At 64.4% G+C, this 22,868-nt stretch carries 15 protein-coding genes, 6 tRNA genes and 3 rRNA genes; 21 read left to right on the top strand and 3 right to left on the bottom strand.

All coding sequences use genetic code 11. The annotated features are described in order from the left end of the window. Positions 1–27 precede the first annotated feature (27 nt). The gene (proC, locus tag FIU83_RS16500; protein WP_152485026.1) at positions 28–852 is read right to left on the bottom strand and encodes a pyrroline-5-carboxylate reductase; all 825 of its coding nucleotides are present in this window, start codon (positions 850–852) and stop codon (positions 28–30) included. A gap of 55 nt (positions 853–907) precedes the next feature. Then, on the bottom strand, positions 908–1,612 hold the full coding sequence (locus FIU83_RS16495) for a YggS family pyridoxal phosphate-dependent enzyme (RefSeq protein WP_152485025.1): 705 nt from the start codon (positions 1,610–1,612) through the stop codon (positions 908–910). A 63-nt stretch (positions 1,613–1,675) separates the two neighbouring features. On the opposite strand from FIU83_RS16495, the gene FIU83_RS16490 reads away from it, so the two are divergent. Together FIU83_RS16490 and FIU83_RS16485 are read left to right on the top strand one after the other, a co-directional pair. Beyond that, the gene (locus FIU83_RS16490) at positions 1,676–2,707 is read left to right on the top strand and encodes a type IV pilus twitching motility protein PilT (RefSeq protein ID WP_152485024.1); all 1,032 of its coding nucleotides are present in this window, start codon (positions 1,676–1,678) and stop codon (positions 2,705–2,707) included. Between the two features lie 25 nt (positions 2,708–2,732). Beyond that, entirely contained in the window at positions 2,733–3,875 is a 1,143-nt protein-coding gene (locus tag FIU83_RS16485; protein ID WP_152485023.1) for a PilT/PilU family type 4a pilus ATPase, read from the top strand. 21 nt (positions 3,876–3,896) lie between these two features. Here the strand turns inward: FIU83_RS16485 and FIU83_RS16480 are convergent, their stop codons facing one another. Next, positions 3,897–5,027 carry an anhydro-N-acetylmuramic acid kinase gene (locus tag FIU83_RS16480; protein WP_152485022.1) on the bottom strand — a complete coding sequence of 377 codons (1,131 nt, stop codon included), beginning with the start codon at positions 5,025–5,027 and terminating at the stop codon, positions 3,897–3,899. A 113-nt stretch (positions 5,028–5,140) separates the two neighbouring features. On the opposite strand from FIU83_RS16480, the gene tyrS reads away from it, so the two are divergent. The 19 genes from tyrS (at position 5,141) to rpoB (ending at position 22,834) form a co-directional block, all read left to right on the top strand. Beyond that, positions 5,141–6,340 carry a tyrosine--tRNA ligase gene (tyrS, locus tag FIU83_RS16475; protein ID WP_152485021.1) on the top strand — a complete coding sequence of 400 codons (1,200 nt, stop codon included), beginning with the start codon at positions 5,141–5,143 and terminating at the stop codon, positions 6,338–6,340. A 705-nt stretch (positions 6,341–7,045) separates the two neighbouring features. Next, a 16S ribosomal RNA gene (locus FIU83_RS16470) occupies positions 7,046–8,583 on the top strand. Between the two features lie 98 nt (positions 8,584–8,681). Then, positions 8,682–8,758: transfer RNA gene (locus FIU83_RS16465), tRNA-Ile, on the top strand. 14 nt (positions 8,759–8,772) lie between these two features. Further along, positions 8,773–8,848 (top strand) — tRNA-Ala (locus FIU83_RS16460). Between the two features lie 197 nt (positions 8,849–9,045). Next, positions 9,046–11,934: ribosomal RNA gene (locus FIU83_RS16455) — 23S ribosomal RNA — on the top strand. Positions 11,935–12,016: 82 nt separating this feature from the next. Continuing rightward, positions 12,017–12,132: ribosomal RNA gene (rrf, locus tag FIU83_RS16450) — 5S ribosomal RNA — on the top strand. Together the 16S, 23S and 5S rRNA genes with 2 tRNA genes alongside form the textbook arrangement of a ribosomal RNA operon. 483 nt (positions 12,133–12,615) lie before the next feature. Beyond that, positions 12,616–13,599 (top strand): biotin--[acetyl-CoA-carboxylase] ligase, encoded by a 984-nt coding sequence (locus tag FIU83_RS16445; RefSeq protein WP_152485020.1) that lies wholly within the window; start codon positions 12,616–12,618, stop codon positions 13,597–13,599. After that, on the top strand, positions 13,596–14,435 hold the full coding sequence (locus FIU83_RS16440) for a type III pantothenate kinase (protein ID WP_152485019.1): 840 nt from the start codon (positions 13,596–13,598) through the stop codon (positions 14,433–14,435). Before FIU83_RS16445 ends, FIU83_RS16440 begins: the two co-directional genes overlap by 4 nt. A gap of 115 nt (positions 14,436–14,550) precedes the next feature. Beyond that, positions 14,551–14,634: transfer RNA gene (locus FIU83_RS16435), tRNA-Tyr, on the top strand. Between the two features lie 48 nt (positions 14,635–14,682). Then, positions 14,683–14,756: transfer RNA gene (locus FIU83_RS16430), tRNA-Gly, on the top strand. 28 nt (positions 14,757–14,784) lie between these two features. Next, positions 14,785–14,859: transfer RNA gene (locus FIU83_RS16425), tRNA-Thr, on the top strand. 153 nt (positions 14,860–15,012) lie between these two features. Then, positions 15,013–15,088, top strand: a tRNA-Trp gene (locus FIU83_RS16420). Positions 15,089–15,160: 72 nt separating this feature from the next. Further along, complete coding sequence (secE, locus tag FIU83_RS16415) at positions 15,161–15,529, top strand: preprotein translocase subunit SecE (protein WP_152485018.1); 369 nt, start codon at positions 15,161–15,163, stop codon at positions 15,527–15,529. Between the two features lie 8 nt (positions 15,530–15,537). Then, positions 15,538–16,071, top strand: coding sequence for a transcription termination/antitermination protein NusG (nusG, locus tag FIU83_RS16410; protein WP_152485017.1), 534 nt, complete (start codon positions 15,538–15,540; stop codon positions 16,069–16,071). A 95-nt stretch (positions 16,072–16,166) separates the two neighbouring features. Further along, positions 16,167–16,598, top strand: coding sequence for a 50S ribosomal protein L11 (gene rplK / locus FIU83_RS16405; RefSeq protein WP_108447080.1), 432 nt, complete (start codon positions 16,167–16,169; stop codon positions 16,596–16,598). 2 nt (positions 16,599–16,600) lie between these two features. Then, on the top strand, positions 16,601–17,293 hold the full coding sequence (rplA, locus tag FIU83_RS16400; RefSeq protein WP_152485016.1) for a 50S ribosomal protein L1: 693 nt from the start codon (positions 16,601–16,603) through the stop codon (positions 17,291–17,293). Positions 17,294–17,553: 260 nt separating this feature from the next. Beyond that, complete coding sequence (gene rplJ, locus FIU83_RS16395; RefSeq protein WP_152485015.1) at positions 17,554–18,057, top strand: 50S ribosomal protein L10; 504 nt, start codon at positions 17,554–17,556, stop codon at positions 18,055–18,057. A gap of 90 nt (positions 18,058–18,147) precedes the next feature. Further along, positions 18,148–18,519, top strand: coding sequence for a 50S ribosomal protein L7/L12 (gene rplL, locus FIU83_RS16390; protein WP_108447078.1), 372 nt, complete (start codon positions 18,148–18,150; stop codon positions 18,517–18,519). A gap of 235 nt (positions 18,520–18,754) precedes the next feature. Next, entirely contained in the window at positions 18,755–22,834 is a 4,080-nt protein-coding gene (rpoB, locus tag FIU83_RS16385) for a DNA-directed RNA polymerase subunit beta (protein ID WP_152485014.1), read from the top strand. Positions 22,835–22,868: the final 34 nt, after the last annotated feature.

Below are 22,868 nucleotides of genomic sequence, written 5' to 3'. Positions count from 1 at the left end.
GATCGGGGGCGGGTGGCGTCCCGGGGCTCAGGGCTGGCCGAGCTCGTCGGCCATCTCGGCGGCGCGGTCGGCGCAGGCGGTCATCGCCTCGGCCATGATGCGGCGCAGTTCGGCCTGTTCGAGGTGCGCGATGGCGCGTTCGGTGGTGCCGCCCGGCGACATCACGTTGCGCTTGAGCTCGGCCGGCGGCTTGTCGCTCGACAGCGCCATCTTGGCCGCGCCCAGCGCGGTCTGCATGGCCAGGCGGCGGGCGGTGTCGGCGGGCAGGCCGAGCTTGACGCCGGCCTCCTCCATGGCCTCGAACATCAGGAAGAAGTAGGCCGGGGCGCTGCCGGAGACGGCGGTGACCGCGTCGAGCTGGGCCTCCTCCTCGACCCACGCCACCAGGCCCACCGCCTCCATCAGCTCGGTGGCGAGCCGACGCTGGGTCTCGTCGACCCGGGCGTTGGCGTAGAGGCCGGCGGCCCCGGCGCCGACCAGGGCGGGGGTGTTGGGCATGCAGCGCACCAGCGGCAGGTCGCCGCCGAGCCACGCCTCGAGGGTCTCGGCCGGCAGCCCTGCGGCCACCGAGACGATCAGCGGACGGCGCGCCTGGACGGCGTCGCGCATCTGCTCGCACACCTCGCGCATGATCTGCGGCTTGACCGCCAGCACCACCACGTCGGACTGGGCGACGGCGGCGGCGTTGTCGGTCTCGGTGCGGATGCCCAGCCGTTCGCGCAGCGGGGCAAGCACGTCCTCGCTGGGCGAGGTGGCGATGACGTCGTCCGGCGCGAAGCCGCTCTCGATCATCCCGCCGATGATGGCGCCGGCCATGTTGCCGGCCCCGATGAAGGTGATTGTGCTGGCCATGGGATCTGTCCTTGTGATGGTGGAACGCCGCGGCCGGCAGCCGGCGCGGGCGGGATTATCGGGTATGGCGTTCGCCGAAGATGGCGGTGCCCAGGCGCACCAGGGTGGCGCCCTCGGCCACCGCGGCCTCCAGGTCGGCACTCATGCCCATGGAGAGGGTGTCCAGCGGCGCCTCGGGGAAGCGTTCGCGAAGCGCCTCGAGGGCCTCGCGCAGCCGGGCGAAGGGGAGGCGCTGTTCGGTCGCGGTGGCGCTCGGCGCGGGGATCGCCATCAGGCCGCGCAGGCGCAGGCGCGGCATCGACGCCACGGCCTCGGCCAGGGCCGGCAGGGCCGAGAGGGAGACGCCGGACTTGCTCGCCTCGTCGCTGATGTTCACCTGCAGGCAGATGTCCAGCGGGCCGAGGTCCTCGGGGCGTTGATCGTTCAGGCGTCGGGCGATCTTTTCCCGGTCTACGCTATGCACCCAGGAGAAGTGTTCGGCCACGTCCCGGGTCTTGTTGGATTGCAGCGGCCCGATGAAATGCCAGACGATGCCCGTGAGGTCGGCGAGTTCCGCCTGCTTGTCCAGGGCCTCCTGGACGTAGTTCTCGCCGAACTCCCGCTGGCCCTCGTGCCAGGCCTCGCGGATCAGCGCGGCGGGCTTGGTCTTGCTCACGGCGAGCAGGCGGGCGGCGTCGGCGGGCCGGCTGGCGGCGTGGAGCGCCTCTCGCAGGCGGGCCTGGGCGGCAGCCAGCGACTCCGAAAGTACCAGGTCCGTCATGTCGTAGGGTCTGTCATACTGGTCATACCGTAGGGAACCTCATCCCGGAAGCAGGGCAACCGCATGGATATTACCGAACTGCTGGCATTCTCGGCAAAACAGAACGCCTCGGATCTTCACCTCTCGGCGGGCCTGCCGCCGATGATCCGCGTCGATGGCGACATCCGACGACTCAACGTGCCGTCCATGGAGGACCGAGAGGTCCGCAAGCTGATCTACGACATCATGGCCGACCGCCAGCGTCGCGACTACGAGGAGTTCTACGAGACCGACTTCTCGTTCGAGGTGCCGGGGGTCTCCCGCTTCCGCGTCAACGTCTTCAACCAGGCGCGCGGTGCCGGGGCGGTGTTCCGCACCATCCCCACCGAGGTACTGTCCATGGAGGACCTCGGCATGGGGACGGTCTTCCGCCAGCTCTCGATGCTGCCCCGCGGCCTGGTGCTGGTCACCGGCCCCACCGGCTCGGGCAAGAGCACCACCCTGGCGGCGATGATCGACTACATCAACGACAACCGCTTCGAGCACATCCTCACCATCGAGGACCCGGTGGAATTCGTCCACCGCAGCAAGCGCTGCCTGGTCAACCAGCGCGAGGTGCACCGCGATACCCACGGCTTCGCCCCGGCCCTGCGCAGCGCCCTGCGCGAGGACCCGGACATCATCCTGGTCGGCGAGCTGCGCGACCTCGAGACCATCCGGCTGGCGCTGACCGCGGCCGAGACGGGCCACCTGGTGTTCGGCACCCTGCACACCACCTCGGCGGCCAAGACCATCGACCGGATCATCGACGTCTTCCCGGGCGAGGAGAAGTCCATGGTGCGCTCGATGCTCTCCGAATCGCTGCAGGCGGTGATCTCCCAGACCCTGCTCAAGCGCCAGGGCGGCGGCCGGGTGGCGGCCCACGAGATCCTGGTGGCCACGGCGGCGGTGCGCAACCTGATCCGCGAGGACAAGGTGGCGCAGATCTACTCGGCGATCCAGACCGGCGGCAACCTCGGCATGCAGACCATGGATGCCGCCCTGGCGCGGCTGGTCAGCGACAACATCGTGGCGCGGGAGGAGGCCCAGGCCAAGGCCAAGGGCGTGCTGGCCTGAGCACGAACCACAAGGAGGCAGGGACATGACGGCAAAAGAGTGGCTCCACCAGCTGCTGGGCATCATGGTGCAGAGGGAGGCGTCGGATCTGCTGATCTCGGTGAACGCGCCGCCCACCCTGAAGATGGCCGGCCGGCTCACGCCCCTGGGCGATCAGGGGCTCAGCGTGGCGCAGGTCAACGAGCTGGTCGGCGCCTCGCTGCCCGAGGCGCAGCGGGAGCGCTTCACGACCGAGCACGAGGCCAACTTCGCGCTGAGCCTCAAGGACATGGGGCGCTTTCGCATCAGCGCCTTCCAGCAGCGCAACCAGATGGCCATGGTCGTGCGGCGTATCGGCTTCGATATCCCCCACCTGGAGGAGCTCTCGCTGCCCCCCGCCCTTGGCGAGCTGGTCAACAACAAGCGGGGGCTGGTGTTCGTGGTCGGCGGCACCGGCACCGGCAAGTCGACCACCCTGGCGTCGATGATCCAGCAGCGCAACGAGACGATCGGCGGCCATATCATAAGCGTCGAGGACCCCATCGAGTACGTGCACCCGCATCGCAAGGCGATCATCAATCAGCGTGAGGTGGGCATCGACACCGAGTCCTTCGAGGTGGCGCTGAAGAACACCCTGCGCCAGGCGCCGGACGTGATCCTGATCGGCGAGGTGCGCACCCGGGAGACCATGGAGTACGCCCTGACCTTCGCCGAGACCGGCCACCTCTGCCTGGCGACGCTGCACGCCAACAACGCCAACCAGGCGCTGGATCGCATCCTCAACTTCTTCCCCATGGAGCGCCACGCCCAGGTGTGGCTCGATCTCTCGCTCAACCTGCACGCCATCGTCGCCCAGCAGCTGCTGCCCACGATCGACGGCGGGCGCTGCCCGGCGATCGAGATCATGCTCAAGTCGCCGCTGATCGGCGACCTGGTGCGCAAGGGCGAGGTGGGCGAGATCAAGAAGATCATGGCGCGCTCGCGGGACCTCGGCATGCAGACCTTCGACCAGGCGCTCTTCGACCTCTACAAGGCGGGCAAGATCAGCGAGGAGGTGGCGCTGGTGCACGCCGATTCGGCCAACGACCTGCGCATGATGATCAAGTTCGGCGACGAGAAAAGCGACGGGGTGAAGGGGGCCAAGGAGTCGGCCAGTCACTTCTCCCTGCGGGGCGAGGACGACTTCTAGCGGCGCGCCTTCCGCGCGGGCTCAGGGGGCGTAGAGCCCGCCGAGCACCCGAGGGCCGGCGGCGCCGGTCACCGAGGGCAGGTTGCCCGGCTCGCCGTCCAGGCGCCGGGCGGCCAGCCAGGCGAAGGCCCCGGCCTCGAGCCAGTCGGCGGGCCATCCCCAGTCGTCGCCGGTGGTGAGCGGCGTCTCCGGCAGCCGGCGCGCCAGGCGCGCCAGCAGGTCCGGGTTGTGGGCGCCGCCGCCGCAGGGGATCAGCCGTGCGGCCGGTGGGGCTGCGAACGCCTCCCGGGCCATCTCCACGCCCAGCGCCACGCTGGCGGCGGTCAGCTCGGCCAGCGTGGCCTGGACGTCCTCCGGCCTCTCCCCCCCCGTCAGGTGCGCCTCCAGCCATGCTAGGTGGAATACCTCGCGGCCGGTGCTGCGGGGGGGCGGGCGGTGGAAGAAGGGCGTCGCCAGCAGGCGGTCGAGCAGCGCCTCGTCGACGCGCCCCGAGGCCGCCCAGGCGCCGTCTGCGTCGAAGCGCCCGCCGCGATGGCGGGCGTGCCAGGCGTCTAGCAGGGCGTTGGCCGGCCCGGTATCGAAACCCAGCGGCGGCCGCGGGTCGTCGCTCGGCGGCAGCAGCGTGAGGTTGGCGAAGCCGCCCAGGTTGAGCACCAGGCGCCACTCGTCCCGCGTCCGAAAGAGGGCCTCGTGGAAGGCCGGGGCCAGCGGGGCGGCCTGGCCGCCGGCGGCTAGGTCCCGGCGACGCAGGTCGCCGACCACCGGGCAGCGGGTGAGCTCGGCGAGCAGGCTGGGGTTGTCGAGCTGCAGGGTGTAGGCCGGGCCGCCGGCGTGGCCCCAGGGGGCGTGCTCGATGGTCTGGCCGTGGCTGCCGATGGCGGCGATGGTCTCGCGCGCCACGCCGCTCGACGCGAGCAGCGCGGCGACGGCGCCGGCCTGCAGGCGGCAGAAGGCGTCCTCGGCTTCCGCCAGCTCGGCGAAGGCCACCCGGTCGGCATGGCAGAGGCGCCACAGCGTCTCGCGCAGCGCCTCGGGCATCGGTTCCGCGTGGGTCGCGACCAGGGCCGGCGGCTGCCCCGGGGCGATATCGACGAGGGCGGCATCGATGCCGTCGAGACTGGTGCCTGACATCAGGCCGATGAAGCGGCTCATGGGGACTCCCGGGCGGGCTCAACCGTGGGTGGTCGGACATGGTACCATCCTCGACCATTCGAACACCGAGTGCCCGCCGGGTCGCGGGCCGCCTGCTGAGTGGAGAGGAGACAATGACCGATGTAGCTGGCGCCCTGGCGCTGCTCAAGCGCGGCACCCACGAGATCCTGCTCGAGGACGAGCTGGAGAAGAAGCTGGCCTCCGGGCGCACGCTGCGCATCAAGGCGGGCTTCGATCCCACGGCGCCGGACCTGCACCTCGGGCACAGCGTCCTGCTGACCAAGATGCGCCAGTTCCAGGACCTGGGCCACGATGTGATCTTCCTGATCGGTGACTTCACCGGGCGCATCGGGGATCCCACCGGCAAGAACGTGACGCGCAAGCCGCTCACCGAGGAGGAGGTCAAGGCCAACGCCCAGACCTACAAGGAGCAGGTCTTCAAGATCCTCGATCCCGAGAAGACCGAGGTGCGCTTCAACGCCGAGTGGTTCTCGTCCATGAGCGCGGCCGACATGATCGAGCTCGCCGGTCAGAGCACCGTGGCACGCATGCTCGAGCGCGACGACTTCGACAAGCGCTACAGCGCCGGCCAGCCGATCTCCCTTCACGAGTTCCTCTATCCGCTGGTGCAGGGCTACGACTCCGTGGCGCTGGAGGCCGACGTGGAGCTCGGCGGCACCGACCAGAAGTTCAACCTGCTGATGGGTCGCGAGGTCCAGAAGCACTTCGGCCAGTCGCCCCAGGTGGTGATGACCATGCCGCTGCTCGAGGGGCTCGACGGCGTGCAGAAGATGTCCAAGTCGCTGGGTAACTACGTCGGCGTCGACGAGCCGCCGGGGGCGATGTTCAACAAGCTGGTCTCCATGCCCGACAGCCTGATGTGGCGCTACTTCGAGCTGCTCTCGCTCAAGCCCAACGAGGAGATCGAGGCGCTCAAGCGCGACGTCGAGGCCGGGGCCAACCCGCGGGACATCAAGATGGTGCTCGCCCGCGAGCTGATCGGTCGCTACCACGGCGAGGAGGCGGCCGCCAACGCCCATCGCAGCGCCGGCAACCAGCTCGCCGACGGCGAGCTGCCGGAGGACCTGCCCGAGGTGACGGTCGACTTCGAGGGCAGTGCCCAGGCGCCGATCGCCGCGGTGCTCAATCGCTCGGGGCTGGCCAACAACAGCGCCCAGGCCAAGGACATGCTCGGCAACGGCCGGGTCAAGGTCGACGGCGAGGTGGTCGAGCGCGACCATATGCTCGCGACCGGCACGAGCTACGTCATCCAGGCGGGCAAGAAGCGCTACGCCCGCGTGACCCTCGGCTGAGGCGCGCTTCCTCTATGGCGTGAGCCTGTCCAGGTTGCCCCGTCACGACGCCCGCCCCGCGCGGGCGTTCGTGTCTCTGGCCGGCGGTCACTCTATCCACACCCGGTCGCCGAGACGGGCGTCGGAAGGTGTTGTGGATAAGCGGCCGTCGGCGTCGCGGTCATCGTTTCGTCACCGCCGCGACACGCCGGCGACATTTTTCTTCACGAAGGCCTTGCACGCCTCCCGGGAAATCCGTAAAGTACGCATCCGCTGCCGGCGACGGGCCAACGTTGCAGGCGGTGATGGTGGCAGAAGTGCTTGTTTCCATTTGGGTTTTTCGAAGACGCTTTGAAAATTCCCGCTTGACGAACTCGCCGCATTCGGTAGAATGCACGCCACTCGATCGGCACTCACCTCGCAGGGCGAGATGAGGTTTCGGTCACCCGCTTCGCTTCTTCGGAACGCCTCGCAGGGTTGACAAGAAATGCCGGTCAGGTAGAATACGCCTTCCTCGCAGGGCGCCGGCGAGACCGCCGCTTCGTTGATGCGGCCGGCACGACGGCAACAGCGAGATGCTCTTTAACAATCGATCAGGTAATTCATGTGGGCGCTTGTCGGGATGTCGGTGACCAGTCACTGAAACATTCAAGGCAAGCGACTCGTCAAACGAGACGTTTGAACCTTGAGCCAGGTTTGGTTCCACCTTAGGAACTATCAGACTTTAAACTGAAGAGTTTGATCATGGCTCAGATTGAACGCTGGCGGCAGGCCTAACACATGCAAGTCGAGCGGAAACGATCCTAGCTTGCTAGGAGGCGTCGAGCGGCGGACGGGTGAGTAATGCATAGGAATCTGCCCGGTAGTGGGGGATAACCTGGGGAAACTCAGGCTAATACCGCATACGCCCTACGGGGGAAAGCAGGGGATCTTCGGACCTTGCGCTATTGGATGAGCCTATGTCGGATTAGCTAGTTGGTGAGGTAATGGCTCACCAAGGCCGCGATCCGTAGCTGGTCTGAGAGGATGATCAGCCACATCGGGACTGAGACACGGCCCGAACTCCTACGGGAGGCAGCAGTGGGGAATATTGGACAATGGGCGAAAGCCTGATCCAGCCATGCCGCGTGTGTGAAGAAGGCTTTCGGGTTGTAAAGCACTTTCAGTGAGGAAGAACGCCTTCGGGTTAATACCCCGGAGGGAAGACATCACTCACAGAAGAAGCACCGGCTAACTCCGTGCCAGCAGCCGCGGTAATACGGAGGGTGCGAGCGTTAATCGGAATTACTGGGCGTAAAGCGCGCGTAGGTGGCTTGATAAGCCGGTTGTGAAAGCCCCGGGCTCAACCTGGGAACGGCATCCGGAACTGTCAGGCTAGAGTGCAGGAGAGGAAGGTAGAATTCCCGGTGTAGCGGTGAAATGCGTAGAGATCGGGAGGAATACCAGTGGCGAAGGCGGCCTTCTGGACTGACACTGACACTGAGGTGCGAAAGCGTGGGTAGCAAACAGGATTAGATACCCTGGTAGTCCACGCCGTAAACGATGTCGACTAGCCGTTGGGGTCCTTGAGACCTTTGTGGCGCAGTTAACGCGATAAGTCGACCGCCTGGGGAGTACGGCCGCAAGGTTAAAACTCAAATGAATTGACGGGGGCCCGCACAAGCGGTGGAGCATGTGGTTTAATTCGATGCAACGCGAAGAACCTTACCTACCCTTGACATCGAGCGAACTTTCCAGAGATGGATTGGTGCCTTCGGGAACGCTCAGACAGGTGCTGCATGGCTGTCGTCAGCTCGTGTTGTGAAATGTTGGGTTAAGTCCCGTAACGAGCGCAACCCTTGTCCCTATTTGCCAGCGATTCGGTCGGGAACTCTAGGGAGACTGCCGGTGACAAACCGGAGGAAGGTGGGGACGACGTCAAGTCATCATGGCCCTTACGGGTAGGGCTACACACGTGCTACAATGGTCGGTACAATGGGTTGCGAAGCCGCGAGGTGGAGCTAATCCCATAAAGCCGGTCTCAGTCCGGATCGGAGTCTGCAACTCGACTCCGTGAAGTCGGAATCGCTAGTAATCGTGAATCAGAATGTCACGGTGAATACGTTCCCGGGCCTTGTACACACCGCCCGTCACACCATGGGAGTGGACTGCACCAGAAGTGGTTAGCCTAACTTCGGAGGGCGATCACCACGGTGTGGTTCATGACTGGGGTGAAGTCGTAACAAGGTAGCCGTAGGGGAACCTGCGGCTGGATCACCTCCTTAATCGACGACGTCGCCGACACTCGGCAAGTGCTCACAATGAATTACCTGATCGACCAGAGCAAAGACTGTTTGGGTCGCGGACCCAGTGGTTTGTAGCCGGGTCTGTAGCTCAGTTGGTTAGAGCGCACCCCTGATAAGGGTGAGGTCGGCAGTTCAAGTCTGCCCAGACCCACCATTTGCAGGATCAGAGGGGCCTTAGCTCAGCTGGGAGAGCGCCTGCCTTGCACGCAGGAGGTCAGCGGTTCGATCCCGCTAGGCTCCACCATCTCTTCCCAAGACAGTCCGGTCACAGAGACCAGCGGCAAGCCAGATGGCTTCCCACTGTTCTCTGAACAGTGCTCTTTAACAATGTGAATCATGCTGACAAAGCGTTGCTTTCGAAAGAAGGCAACATGAGATACGTCTCAAGCGTATCCGGCAATTGTCGATTGTCATCGCGGACCAGACCTCTTGGGGTTATATGGTCAAGCGATGAAGCGCACACGGTGGATGCCTAGGCAGCCAGAGGCGATGAAAGACGTGGAAGCCTGCGATAAGGCTCGGCGAGGTGGCAAACAACCTGCGACCCGGGCATTTCTGAATGGGGAAACCCACCCACGGTAACGTGGGTATCCTGCACTGAATACATAGGTGCCAGGAGGCGAACCGGGGGAACTGAAACATCTCATTACCCCGAGGAAAAGAAATCAACCGAGATTCCCCTAGTAGCGGCGAGCGAACGGGGACCAGCCCTTAAGCACCATGACCGATAGACGAAGTGGTTGGGAAGCCACGCGATACAGGGTGATAGCCCCGTAGTCGAAATCCGATTGGTGTGAAATCGAGTAGGTCGGGGCACGAGAAACCTTGACTGAAGACGGGGGGACCATCCTCCAAGGCTAAATACTCCTGGCTGACCGATAGTGAACCAGTACCGTGAGGGAAAGGCGAAAAGAACCCCGGAGAGGGGAGTGAAATAGATCCTGAAACCGTGTGCGTACAAGCAGTGGGAGCCGACTCGTTCGGTGACCGCGTACCTTTTGTATAATGGGTCAGCGACTTATTTTCAGTGGCGAGCTTAACCGTATAGGGGAGGCGTAGGGAAACCGAGTCTTAACTGGGCGACCAGTCGCTGGGAATAGACCCGAAACCGGGCGATCTATCCATGAGCAGGTTGAAGGTTGAGTAACATCAACTGGAGGACCGAACCAGGATCTGTTGAAAAAGATTTGGATGACTTGTGGATCGGAGTGAAAGGCTAATCAAGCCCGGAGATAGCTGGTTCTCCTCGAAAGCTATTTAGGTAGCGCCTCACGTAGCGCCGCCGGGGGTAGAGCACTGTTTCGGCTAGGGGGTCATCCCGACTTACCAACCCGAGGCAAACTCCGAATACCGGTGAGTGACGCGTGGGAGACACACAGCGGGTGCTAACGTCCGTTGTGAAAAGGGAAACAACCCAGACCGTCAGCTAAGGTCCCCAAATCCTGGTTAAGTGGGAAACGATGTGGGAAGGCTCAGACAGCTAGGAGGTTGGCTTAGAAGCAGCCATCCTTTAAAGAAAGCGTAATAGCTCACTAGTCGAGTCGGCCTGCGCGGAAGATGTAACGGGGCTCAAACCAGGTACCGAAGCTACGGGTTCATCCTCTGGATGAGCGGTAGAGGAGCGTCGTGTACGCCGATGAAGGTGAGTCGAGAGGCTTGCTGGAGGTATCACGAGTGCGAATGCTGACATGAGTAACGACAAGGGGAGTGAAAAACTCCCCCGCCGGAAGACCAAGGGTTTCTGTTCGACGCTAATCGGAGCAGAGTGAGTCGGCCCCTAAGGCGAGGCCGAAAGGCGTAGTCGATGGGAAACGGGTCAATATTCCCGTACTTCACTGTATTGCGATGGGGGGACGAAGAAGGCTAGGTGAGCCAGGCGTTGGTTGTCCTGGTGAAAGTCAGTAGGCCGAGGAATCAGGCAAATCCGGTTCCTTAACGCCGAGAGACGAGACGAACAGACTACGGTCTGGAAGTCATCGATGCCACGCTTCCAGGAAAAGCCTCTAAGCTTCAGATACAGTGGAACCGTACCCCAAACCGACACAGGTGGTCAGGTAGAGAATACCAAGGCGCTTGAGAGAACTCGGGTGAAGGAACTAGGCAAAATGGTGCCGTAACTTCGGGAGAAGGCACGCCGCACTAGCGTGATGGGACTTGCTCCCTAAGCGCGAAGCGGTCGAAGATACCAGGTGGCTGCAACTGTTTATTAAAAACACAGTACTCTGCAAACGCGTAAGCGGACGTATAGGGTATGACGCCTGCCCGGTGCCGGAAGGTTAATTGATGGTGTTAGCGTAAGCGAAGCTCCTGATCGAAGCCCCGGTAAACGGCGGCCGTAACTATAACGGTCCTAAGGTAGCGAAATTCCTTGTCGGGTAAGTTCCGACCTGCACGAATGGCGTAATGATGGCCACGCTGTCTCCACCCGAGACTCAGTGAAATTGAAATCGCAGTGAAGATGCTGTGTACCCGCGGCTAGACGGAAAGACCCCGTGAACCTTTACTATAGCTTCACACTGGACGCTGATGTTGCTTGTGTAGGATAGCTGGGAGGCTTGGAAACCGTGGCGCCAGCCACGGTGGAGCCAACCTTGAAATACCAGCCTGGCATCATTGGCGTTCTAACTCAGGTCCGTTATCCGGATCGAGGACCGTGTGTGGTGGGTAGTTTGACTGGGGCGGTCTCCTCCCAAAGCGTAACGGAGGAGCACGAAGGTACCCTCAGCACGGTTGGAAATCGTGCATTGAGTGCAAGAGCATAAGGGTGCTTAACTGCGAGACAGACACGTCGAGCAGGTACGAAAGTAGGTTCTAGTGATCCGGTGGTTCTGTATGGAAGGGCCATCGCTCAACGGATAAAAGGTACTCCGGGGATAACAGGCTGATACCGCCCAAGAGTTCACATCGACGGCGGTGTTTGGCACCTCGATGTCGGCTCATCACATCCTGGGGCTGAAGTCGGTCCCAAGGGTATGGCTGTTCGCCATTTAAAGTGGTACGCGAGCTGGGTTTAGAACGTCGTGAGACAGTTCGGTCCCTATCTGCCGTGGGCGTTGGAGATTTGAGAAGTGCTGCTCCTAGTACGAGAGGACCGGAGTGGACGCACCTCTGGTGTTCCGGTTGTCACGCCAGTGGCATTGCCGGGTAGCTATGTGCGGACGGGATAACCGCTGAAAGCATCTAAGCGGGAAGCCCCCTTCAAGATGAGATCTCCCCGAGGCCTCGAGCCTCCTGAAGGGCCCAGCAAGACCAGCTGGTTGATAGGCCGGGTGTGGAAGCGCTGCAAGGCGTTGAGCTAACCGGTACTAATGGCCCGTGAGGCTTGACCATATAACACCCAAGCGGTCTGCCGATGGCAACCGACAGACGGATACGCGAGACGCATCTCGTCAGCATGATTCACCGTTTTTCGCCTGACGACCATAGCGTACGGGAACCACCTGATCCCATGCCGAACTCAGCAGTGAAACCGATCAGCGCCGATGGTAGTGTGGGGCCTCCCCATGCGAGAGTAGGTCATCGTCAGGCACCTATTCAGAAACCCCGACCCTTGTGGTCGGGGTTTCGTCGTTTCTGGGCCTCCCCCGGAGAGTAGCGGAGCGCCGCCCGGATCATCGTCAGGCACCTATTCCGAGAAAACCCCGAGCTCAGCCGAGCTCGGGGTTTTTTCATGAGCGGGTGTTTTTGCGCGAGGCGTGCACCCGCCCGATCGCCGGCCACCGGCGCCACCCAACACCAGAACGCCCCCGCCTCCTCGCGTGATCGTCTCAGGGCCCGGGCAGCCCGGCCTGACGGCGCCGCGGGACGTCGGAAGGGGAGGGGCGAGACCTTCTCGTCCTCACGTCGATATGTGGCGCCGAGGGTGGGGAGGCGGGCCCGTTCCGGCCGTTTCCCCTGTGGCCGTTCGAGGGACGGCCTCGGCGGGGCATCGGAAGAATCATCGGCGCGCCGCGATTTCCGGGGCCTGCCCCCATCCGCTAGAATGGCTCATTTCCCGTCTGGGGCATGAGCATGACCATCGGTGACCTGATCCGCCTGTTGAGCGACGGCGAGTTCCACTCCGGCGAGCAGCTGGGAGTGCAGTTGGGCGTCTCGCGGGCGGCGGTATGGAAGCAGCTGCAGAAATTGGAGTCCCTGGGCATCCCCATGGAGGCGGTGAAGGGGCAGGGGTATCGCCTGACCGAGCGCCTGGAGCTGCTCGACGGGCGCGCCGTGGTGGCCGGCCTCTCCCGGGAGGCCCGTCCGCACCTGACCCGGCTGTTCGTCGAGGAGACCCTGCCTTCCAGCAACGCCTACCTGCGCGAACGCTTCGCCCAGGGGGCGGGGCATGGCGAGGTCTGCCTGGTGGAGCAGCAGACCGAAGGACGGGGACGCCGTGGGCGCGCCTGGGTGACGCCCTGGGGGCGCACGCTGATGCTCTCGATCGGCTGGCGGATCGAGGCCGGTGCGGCCGCCCTGGAGGGACTGAGCCTGGCCCTCGGGGTGGTACTGGCTCGGGTCCTCGAGCGCCATGGGGCCAAGCCCCGTCTCAAGTGGCCCAACGACGTGCTGCTGCAGCAGGAGGGCGGGGAGCTCGGAAAGCTGGCGGGCATCCTGGTCGAGATCAGCGGCGATGCCGCCGGGCCCTGCGAGGTGGTGGTCGGCATGGGCATCAACGTCGACCTGCCCCCGGCGTTTCGCGAGCGCATCGACCAGCCCGTGGCCGCGGTCCACGACCAGGCGCCGGGGTTGTCACGCAATGCCCTGGCGGCGGCGTTGCTGGACGAGCTGCTGCCGCTGCTGGCGGCGTTCGAGCAGCAGGGCTTCACCGCCTGGCAGGAGGAGTGGAATGCGCGGCACGCCTACGCCGGTTGCGAGGTGGAGATCCTGCAGCGGGGCGAGCGCGAGGTGGCGATCGCCGGCGACGTGGATGAGGCCGGCAACCTCTGGGTGCGCCAGGGTGAACGGCAGCGGCGCCTGGTCGGCGGTGAAATCAGCGTGCGGAGACGGGCATGATCCTGGACCTGGATATCGGCAATACCCTGTCGAAGTGGCGGCTCAAGGATGGCGACAGCAGCGAGATCCGCTCGCGTGGCGCGGTCTGGACCCGCGAGGAGTGGCGGCCGGGGGCCGACATCCCCGACCTCGACGTGGTCGAGGCCGTGCGCATCTCCAGCGTGGCGCGCCGGGCGGTGCTCGAGGAGACGGTCGGGCTGCTGCGTCGTCGGGTCGGCACCGTGCACGTGGCGCGCTCTACCCATGAGGCCCTGGGCGTCGCCAACGGCTACGAGGAGCCCGGCAGGCTGGGTGTCGATCGCTGGATGGGAGTCCTGGCGGGCTACCAGCTGGCGGGCGGCTGCTGCGCCGTGGACTGCGGCAGCGCCATCACCGTCGACTTCGTGCTGCCTGGCGGGCGCCACCTCGGCGGCTACATCCTGCCCGGACTGCGCCTGATGAAGGAGAGCCTCAAGCTCGGCACCCGCAACGTGGCCATCGACCCGGACAGCGAGGCGCAGGCGCTGCTCGAGCCCGGCCGGCGCACCGTCGAGGCTGTCAATCACGGCATCTACATGGCCGCGGTCAGCGCGGTCAATCGCATCTACAGCGAGGTGTGCGACCAGCAGGACGTCGCGCTGCCCATGCTGCTCACCGGCGGCGATGCGCGGGTGGTGTCGCGGGGCATCCAGGTCCCCCATGCCGTATGGCCGGACATGGTCTATGGCGGCCTCGAGGCCTGTTTCCCGCTGACGGCGGCGGAGCGGGCCGGGCGGCTCTCCGGCGCGCCGGAAGTGCCCGCGCCGGTCGCCCTTGAAAAGATCCGTGCGGGCCTTGCATTCTCGATGCTGCTTTGACAGAATGCGTCGCGTTCCGGAGAGACGGGTCGGCCCGCTCGGCGCGATCCTTCAAGCTCCTGATAAATCAGAGGCTTGACAACGGAAACAGAGGCGGTAGAATGCATCGCCAGTTGGAGGGGTTCCCGAGTGGCCAAAGGGAGCAGACTGTAAATCTGCCGCGAAAGCTTCGAAGGTTCGAATCCTTCCCCCTCCACCAAGTTTCGCTGCGCTCGATGCGTCGGGCGGTGGCAGCAAGAGTGGGTAGGCGGGCATAGTTCAATGGTAGAACCTCAGCCTTCCAAGCTGATGATGCGGGTTCGATCCCCGCTGCCCGCTCCAGGTATCGCATGACGATGCCGCCAGTTGTGCTCATGTAGCTCAGGGGTAGAGCACACCCTTGGTAAGGGTGAGGTCGACGGTTCAAATCCGTCCATGAGCTCCATATCGAGAAGGCGAGCCACGGCTCGCCTTTTCTTTTTCTTCCTCGGGGCGACGATGTGTCGGGGAAGGGGGTTGCCAGGCGAAGCACCTTTCGCTATAGTGGCGCCCGCTGTCGTTAAGGTCGCCTGCAAAGGGCGGTCGCGGAAGCAGATACAGGCCAGTAGCTCAATTGGCAGAGCAGCGGTCTCCAAAACCGCAGGTTGGGGGTTCGATTCCCTCCTGGCCTGCCAGTCTTCCCCAGGCTGGCGATATCTCATATACTTTCATGTTTCGATTGCCGCACCCTGAGGAGTCTCGTTTTCATGAAGCATAACGCCGAGGTGCAGGAGTCGCGCCACGACGGGCTCAAGTGGGCGGTTGTCGTCACTCTGCTGGTCCTTGCCGTGGTCGGCAATACCTATTTTGCCGATCAGGCACTTCTCTATCGTGTGCTCGGTGTCGTCGTGCTCAGCGTGACGGCGGCGCTGGTGGCGCTGACCACGACCAAGGGTCGTGATCTGCTCGAGCTCGCCAGGAGTGCGAAGAAGGAAATTCAGCGCGTCGTCTGGCCGACACGGCCCGAGACCATCCAGACCACCGCCATCGTGCTGGTGGCCGTGCTGGTGGTCGGGCTGATGCTCTGGCTGATCGATACCCTTCTTGGCTGGGCGATGTCCGGCGTCATCGGTTAGGAGTTTTCATGTCCAAGCGTTGGTATGTCGTCCACGCCTACTCCGGCTTCGAGAAGCATGTCATGCGCTCGCTCATCGAGCGCGTGAAGATGTATGGCATGGAGGATCGCTTCGGCGAGATCCTGGTGCCGACCGAAGAAGTCGTCGAGGTGCGTGACGGCAAGCGTCGCAAGAGCGAGCGCAAGTTCTATCCCGGCTACGTGCTGGTCGAGATGGAGATGGATGACGAGACCTGGCATCTGGTCAACGAGACCCCGCGCGTCATGGGGTTCATCGGCGGCACCAAGGAGAAGCCGGCGCCCATCACTCAGCGTGAGGCCGACGCGATCCTCAGCCGGGTGAAGGACGGCACTGACAAGCCGCGGCCCAAGACGCTCTTCGAGCCGGGTCAGTCGGTTCGCGTCATCGACGGCCCCTTCGCCGACTTCAATGGCGTCGTCGAAGAGGTCAACTACGACAAGAGTCGCGTGCAGGTCAGCGTGCTGATCTTCGGCCGTTCCACGCCCGTCGAGCTGGAATTTGCCCAGGTCGAGAAGGAATAACCTTCCCGTCCGCCGCTTTTTTTCGTCGCGGCCACCCGAGGGTGGCCGTGTAACCCGGGGAGCCGCAAGGCGCTACTACCCAACTGGAGTCCATCATGGCCAAGAAAGTACAGGCTTATATCAAGCTGCAGGTGGCAGCTGGCAAGGCCAACCCGAGTCCCCCCGTGGGTCCGGCGCTGGGTCAGCACGGTGTCAACATCATGGAGTTCTGCAAGGCCTTCAACGCCGCGACGCAGGACATCGAGGTCGGTCTGCCGACCCCCGTGGTCATCACCGTCTACTCCGACCGCAGCTTCACCTTCGTCACCAAGACCCCGCCCGCGGCGGTCCTGCTGAAGAAGGCCGCTGGCATCAAGTCCGGCTCCGGTGAGCCGAACAAGACCAAGGTCGGTACCGTGACCCGCGAACAGCTCGAAGAGATCGCCAAGACCAAGGAGCCGGACCTGACGGCCGCCGATCTCGACGCCGCGGTGCGTACCATTGCCGGTAGTGCCCGCAGCATGGGCCTGAACGTGGAGGGTCTCTGATCATGGCTAAACTGTCCAAGCGCGCCCAGCAGATTCGCGACAAGGTCGACGCCAACAAGGCCTACTCCCTCGACGAGGCCGTGGCCCTGCTCTCCGAGCTCTCCACCGTCAAGTTCAAGGAGTCCGTCGACGTCGCCATCAACCTCGGTGTCGATCCGCGGAAATCCGACCAGGTCGTGCGCGGCGCCACCGTCATGCCGAACGGCACCGGCAAGGACGTGCGCGTCGCCGTCTTCACCCAGGGTGCCAACGAAGAAGCCGCCAAGGCCGCCGGTGCCGATATCGTCGGCATGGATGACCTGGCCGAGCAGGTCAAGAAGGGCCAGCTCGACTTCGACGTGGTCATCGCCTCGCCGGACGCCATGCGCGTCGTCGGCCAGCTGGGCCAGATCCTCGGTCCGCGCGGCCTGATGCCGAACCCGAAGGTCGGCACCGTGACGCCGGACGTGGCCACCGCGGTCAAGAATGCCAAGGCCGGTCAGGTGCGCTTCCGTACCGACAAGAACGGCATCATCCATACCACTCTGGGCAAGGTCGACTTCGACGCCGCCGCCATCCAGGGCAACCTTGAAGCGCTGGTCGCCGACCTGAAGAAGCTCAAGCCGAGCACGTCCAAGGGTATCTATTTCAAGAAGTTCACCCTGTCCACCACCATGGGCCCGGGTCTGACCATCGATCATTCCGCCCTGGTCTGACCGGGCGTCGATCGAGACATATGCAGGAACTTTGCGGTCCCCGTGCCGGGCAATCCTCGCCGGCGGGGCACCGTCAAAGACCGCAGGTGCCGCTCCTCCTCGGAGGCGCGGCTTAATCTTCCCTCGGGGAGGCCTGCGCAGATGGTGTGGCCGCCAGATCTCTGGTGAGCACCATCACCCAGGACTCCCGGCCTCGGGCCGGGAGAGATGGTAACCACCGGAATCCTCTCGCGAGGTTCCGGCACGAAGGAGTGATCACTGTGCCACTAGCACTCGAAGGCAAGAAGGCAATTGTTGCCGAGGTCAGTGAAGCGGCCAAGGATGCGCTCTCCGTCGTAGTTGCCGACTCTCGTGGCGTCGCGGTCAGCGCGATGACCGACCTGCGCAAGCAGGCCCGCGAGAACGGCGTCCAGATCCGTGTTGTCCGCAACACCCTGGCACGCCGCGCCCTGTCCGGAACTCCTTGGGAGATTCTGGACGAGACCTTCTCCGGTCCGACCATGCTGGCCTTCTCCTACGAGCACCCGGGCGCCGCCGCCCGTCTGTTCAAGGAGTTCGCCAAGGGTCAGAAGGAGTTCGAGGTCAAGGGCCTGGCCTACGAAGGTGAGCTGATCCCGGCAAGCGACATCGACCGTCTGGCAACCCTGCCGACCCGCGATGAGGCGATCGCCAAGCTGATGTCCGTCATGAAGGAAGCTTCTGCCGGCAAGCTGGTCCGTACCCTCGCCGCGCTGCGCGATCAGAAGCAGGAAGAGGCCGCCTGAACGGCGAACTCTTGCGCTCAGCCTGAATCGAACATTGAATCCCCGAGCCATCGCGATGCCGAGGCTCCCGCAAAGTTAGGAATCTAGACAATGGCACTGACCAAAGAAGACATCATCAACGCCGTCGCCGACATGTCCGTGATGGAAGTGGCCGAGCTGATCGAGGCCATGGAAGAGAAGTTCGGTGTCTCCGCCGCCGCCGCCGTCGTGGCCGGCCCGGGTGGCGGTGAAGCCGCTGCCGAGGAAGAGCAGACCGAATTCGACCTGGTCCTGACCAGCGCCGGCGACAAGAAGGTCAACGTCATCAAGGCCGTCCGCGAGATCACCGGCCTGGGCCTGAAGGAAGCCAAGGGTGCCGTCGACGGCGCTCCGGCGACCCTGAAGGAAGGCATGTCCAAGGACGACGCCGAAGAGGCGAAGAAGAAGCTGGAAGAAGCCGGCGCGAGCGTGGAGCTCAAGTAATCCTTGTGCCCATGGCTTCACGCGCTGCGTAAGCTTCCACGGCTGGTGGCGGGGCACCCGCTGCCGGCCTTTTTCTGTTGTCACTAGACGGTCGCCCACCCTTGGGCCACCGCTAGCCGAATTCCGACGGCGAGCCTCCTGGTGGAGGCTTGCCGTCAGCGCCTGACGGAGCCGCACCCGTCGGGTGACGCCGACACGCATCGGTCACCCATGGTGAACAAGCTGGGGAATACAGATGGCTTACTCATACACTGAGAAAAAACGCATCCGCAAGGATTTCGGCAAACTGCCCCAAGTGATGGATGTGCCTTACCTGCTGGCCATCCAGCTTGATTCCTACTACGAGTTTCTCCAGCAGGATCGCTCACCCGAAGAACGCATGGAGATCGGCCTGCACGCCGCCTTCAAGTCGGTCTTCCCGATCGCGAGCTTCTCCGGCAACGCGGCCCTCGAGTATGTCAGCTACCGTTTCGGCACTCCGGCCTTCGACGTCAAGGAGTGCCAGCTGCGTGGCGTCACCTATTCGGCCCCCCTGCGCGTCAAGGTCCGCCTGATCATCTACGATAAGGATTCATCGAACAAGGCGATCAAGGACATCAAGGAGCAGGAAGTCTACATGGGGGAGATCCCCCTGATGACCGAGAACGGTACCTTCGTCATCAACGGTACCGAGCGGGTCATCGTCTCCCAGCTGCACCGCAGCCCGGGCGTGTTCTTCGACCATGACAAGGGCAAGAGCCACTCCTCCGGCAAGCTGCTCTACTCCGCCCGCGTGATTCCCTACCGCGGCTCCTGGCTCGACTTCGAGTTCGATCCCAAGGACAGCGTCTTCGTGCGCATCGACCGTCGCCGCAAGCTGCCGGCCACGGTGCTGCTGCACGCGCTGGGCATGAGCGCCGAGGAGATCCTCGCCGAGTTCTTCGAGTTCAGCACCTTCCACATCGAGAAGTCCGGCTTCTCCGTGGAACTGGTGCCGTCGCGCCTGCGCGGCGAGACCGCGACCTTCGACATCAAGGACGGCGACGGCAACGTCATCGTCGAGGAGGGTCGCCGGGTCACCCAGAAACACATCCGCCAGCTGGAGAAGGCCGGCCTCGAGCGCCTCGACGTGCCGATGGACTACCTCTTCGGCAAGACCCTGGCCAAGGATCAGATCGATCCCAGCACCGGCGAGCTGATCTGCCCCTGCAACTCGGAGATCACTCCTGAGCTGCTGGAGAAGCTCGGCCAGGCCGGCATCACCACCCTCGAGACCCTCTACACCAACGATCTCGACTGTGGCCCCTTCATCTCCGACACCCTCAAGCTGGACACCACCGGGTCCCGCCTCGAGGCGCTGGTCGAGATCTACCGCATGATGCGCCCCGGCGAGCCGCCCACCAAGGAAGCCGCCGAGACGCTGTTCACCAACCTGTTCTTCAGCGAAGACCGCTACGACCTGTCGGGCGTCGGCCGCATGAAGTTCAACCGTCGCCTGCGTCGCGACAGCGATATCGGCTCCGGCGTCCTCGACCAGCGCGACATCCTCGACGTGCTGCGCGAGATGATCGCCATCCGTAACGGCTTCGGCGACGTCGACGACATCGACCACCTGGGCAACCGCCGCATCCGCTGCGTCGGCGAGATGGCCGAGAACCAGTTCCGCGTGGGCCTGGTGCGCGTCGAGCGCGCGGTCAAGGAGCGCCTCTCCATGGCCGAGAGCGAAGGCCTGATGCCCCAGGACCTGATCAACGCCAAGCCGGTCGCGGCGGCGGTGAAGGAGTTCTTCGGCTCCAGCCAGCTCTCGCAGTTCATGGACCAGAACAACCCGCTCTCCGAGGTCACCCACAAGCGCCGCGTCTCCGCGCTCGGCCCGGGCGGCCTGACCCGCGAGCGGGCCGGCTTCGAGGTGCGCGACGTTCACGCCACCCACTACGGCCGCCTGTGCCCGATCGAGACCCCGGAAGGCCCGAACATCGGCCTGATCAACTCGCTGGCCACCTACAGCCACACCAACAGCTATGGCTTCCTCGAGACGCCGTACCGCAAGGTCGTGGACGGCCAGGTGACCGACGACGTGGTGCACCTCTCGGCGATCGAAGAGGGCGACTTCGTCATCGCCCAGGCCTCCGCCACCGTGGACGAGTCCGGCAAGCTGGTCGACGACCTGGTCCAGGTCCGCCACCGTGGCGAGACCACCTTCATGCGTCCCGAGCAGGTGACCCTGATGGACGTCTCGCCGCGCCAGGTGGTCTCCGTGGCCGCGGCCCTGATCCCCTTCCTCGAGCACGATGACGCCAACCGCGCCCTGATGGGGGCGAACATGCAGCGTCAGGCGGTGCCGACCCTGCGCGCCGACAAGCCCCTGGTGGGCACCGGCATGGAGCGCTTCGTCGCCCGCGACTCCGGCGTCTGCGAAGTGGCGCGCCGCGGCGGCGTGATCGACTCCGTCGACGCCAAGCGCATCGTGGTGCGGGTCAACGAGGACGAGATCATCGGCGGCGAGGCCGGCGTCGATATCTACAACCTGACCAAGTACCTGCGCTCGAACCAGAACACCTGCCAGAACCAGCGCCCGATCGTGCGCCCCGGTGACCGGGTGGCGAGCGGCGACATCCTGGCCGACGGCCCGTCCGTCGACATGGGCGACCTGGCCCTGGGCCAGAACATGCGCATCGCCTTCATGCCGTGGAACGGCTACAACTTCGAGGACTCCATCCTGCTCTCCGAGCGGGCGGTCCAGGAAGACCGTTTCACCACCATCCACATCCAGGAGCTGACCTGCGTCTCCCGCGACACCAAGCTGGGGCCGGAGGAGATCACCTCTGATATCCCCAACGTCGGCGAGTCCGCGCTGGGCAAGCTGGATGAGGCCGGCGTGGTCTACATCGGCGCCGAGGTCGGCGCGGGCGATATCCTGGTCGGCAAGGTCACGCCCAAGGGCGAGACCCAGCTGACGCCGGAAGAGAAGCTGCTGCGCGCGATCTTCGGCGAGAAGGCCTCCGACGTGAAGGACACCTCCCTGCGTGCCCCGACCGGCATGAAGGGCACCGTCATCGACGTCCAGGTCTTCACCCGCGACGGCGTGGAGAAGGACTCCCGGGCGCTCTCCATCGAGCAGCAGCAGCTCGACGAGGTGCGCAAGGACCTCCAGGAGACCTACCGCATCGCCGAGGACGCGACCTTCGAGCGCCTGCAGCGCACCCTGTCCGGCCAGGCCGTCAACGGCGGGCCGAAGCTCAAGAAGGGCGACGTGCTCTCCGACAGCTACCTCGAGGAGCTGCCGCGTCAGCAGTGGTTCAAGCTGCGCATGCAGGACGAGACCCTCAACGAGCTGCTGGCCCAGGCCGACGAACAGCTCGAGAGCCGTCGCAAGGAGATGGACGAGCGCTTCGAGGACAAGAAGCGCAAGCTCACCCAGGGCGACGACCTGGCGCCGGGCGTGCTCAAGATCGTCAAGGTCTACCTCGCCATCAAGCGCCGCCTGCAGCCGGGCGACAAGATGGCCGGCCGTCACGGTAACAAGGGTGTCATCTCCGCGATCATGCCGATCGAGGACATGCCCTTCGACGACAACGGCGAGCCCATCGACGTGGTGCTGAACCCGCTGGGCGTGCCGTCGCGGATGAACGTCGGTCAGATCCTCGAGACCCACCTGGGCATGGCCGCCCGCGGCCTCGGGGTGAAGATCGAGCACATGCTGCGCGACGCCCGGGAGCAGCAGGTCGGCCAGATCCGCGAGTTCCTCGGCCAGGTCTACAACGCCAGCGAAGGCACCCGCGTCGAGAACCTCGACCTGCTCTCCGACGACGAGGTCATCGCCCTGGCGAAGAACCTCAAGGGCGGCGTGCCGATGGCCACGCCGGTGTTCGACGGCGCCCAGGAGGGCGAGATCAAGCACCTGCTGCGCCTCGCCGACCTGCCGGACTCCGGCCAGACGACCCTCTACGACGGGCGGACCGGCGACGCCTTCGACCGTCCGGTCACGGTGGGCTACATGTACATGCTGAAGCTGAACCACCTGGTGGACGACAAGATGCACGCGCGCTCCACCGGCTCCTACTCGCTGGTCACCCAGCAGCCGCTGGGCGGCAAGGCGCAGTTCGGGGGCCAGCGCTTCGGGGAGATGGAGGTCTGGGCCCTGGAGGCCTACGGCGCGGCCTATACGCTCCAGGAGATGCTCACGGTCAAGTCCGACGACGTGGAGGGTCGCACCAAGATGTACAAGAGCATCGTGGACGGCGACCACACCATGCAGGCGGGCATGCCGGAATCCTTCAACGTGCTGGTGAAGGAAATCCGCTCGCTGGGTATCGATATCGAGCTGGAAAGCTGAGGCCGCACCGCCTGCGCTTCACAGAATGACGGTC

Origin of the sequence: Halomonas sp. THAF5a (genome assembly GCF_009363755.1) — a bacterium.
GTDB lineage: Bacteria > Pseudomonadota > Gammaproteobacteria > Pseudomonadales > Halomonadaceae > Halomonas.
This window is presented reverse-complemented; position numbering and strand designations above follow the sequence as displayed.

Coding starts and splice junctions, on each gene's coding strand:
- FIU83_RS16490 (WP_152485024.1), top strand. CDS start 1,676: ATGGATATTACCGAACTGCTGGCATTCTCGGCAAAACAGAACGCCTCG.
- rplK (WP_108447080.1), top strand. CDS start 16,167: ATGGCCAAGAAAGTACAGGCTTATATCAAGCTGCAGGTGGCAGCTGGC.
- rpoB (WP_152485014.1), top strand. CDS start 18,755: ATGGCTTACTCATACACTGAGAAAAAACGCATCCGCAAGGATTTCGGC.
- proC (WP_152485026.1), bottom strand. CDS start 852: ATGGCCAGCACAATCACCTTCATCGGGGCCGGCAACATGGCCGGCGCC.
- secE (WP_152485018.1), top strand. CDS start 15,161: ATGAAGCATAACGCCGAGGTGCAGGAGTCGCGCCACGACGGGCTCAAG.
- FIU83_RS16495 (WP_152485025.1), bottom strand. CDS start 1,612: ATGACGGACCTGGTACTTTCGGAGTCGCTGGCTGCCGCCCAGGCCCGC.
- rplA (WP_152485016.1), top strand. CDS start 16,601: ATGGCTAAACTGTCCAAGCGCGCCCAGCAGATTCGCGACAAGGTCGAC.
- FIU83_RS16480 (WP_152485022.1), bottom strand. CDS start 5,027: ATGAGCCGCTTCATCGGCCTGATGTCAGGCACCAGTCTCGACGGCATC.
- FIU83_RS16485 (WP_152485023.1), top strand. CDS start 2,733: ATGACGGCAAAAGAGTGGCTCCACCAGCTGCTGGGCATCATGGTGCAG.
- FIU83_RS16440 (WP_152485019.1), top strand. CDS start 13,596: ATGATCCTGGACCTGGATATCGGCAATACCCTGTCGAAGTGGCGGCTC.
- nusG (WP_152485017.1), top strand. CDS start 15,538: ATGTCCAAGCGTTGGTATGTCGTCCACGCCTACTCCGGCTTCGAGAAG.
- rplL (WP_108447078.1), top strand. CDS start 18,148: ATGGCACTGACCAAAGAAGACATCATCAACGCCGTCGCCGACATGTCC.
- FIU83_RS16445 (WP_152485020.1), top strand. CDS start 12,616: ATGACCATCGGTGACCTGATCCGCCTGTTGAGCGACGGCGAGTTCCAC.
- tyrS (WP_152485021.1), top strand. CDS start 5,141: ATGACCGATGTAGCTGGCGCCCTGGCGCTGCTCAAGCGCGGCACCCAC.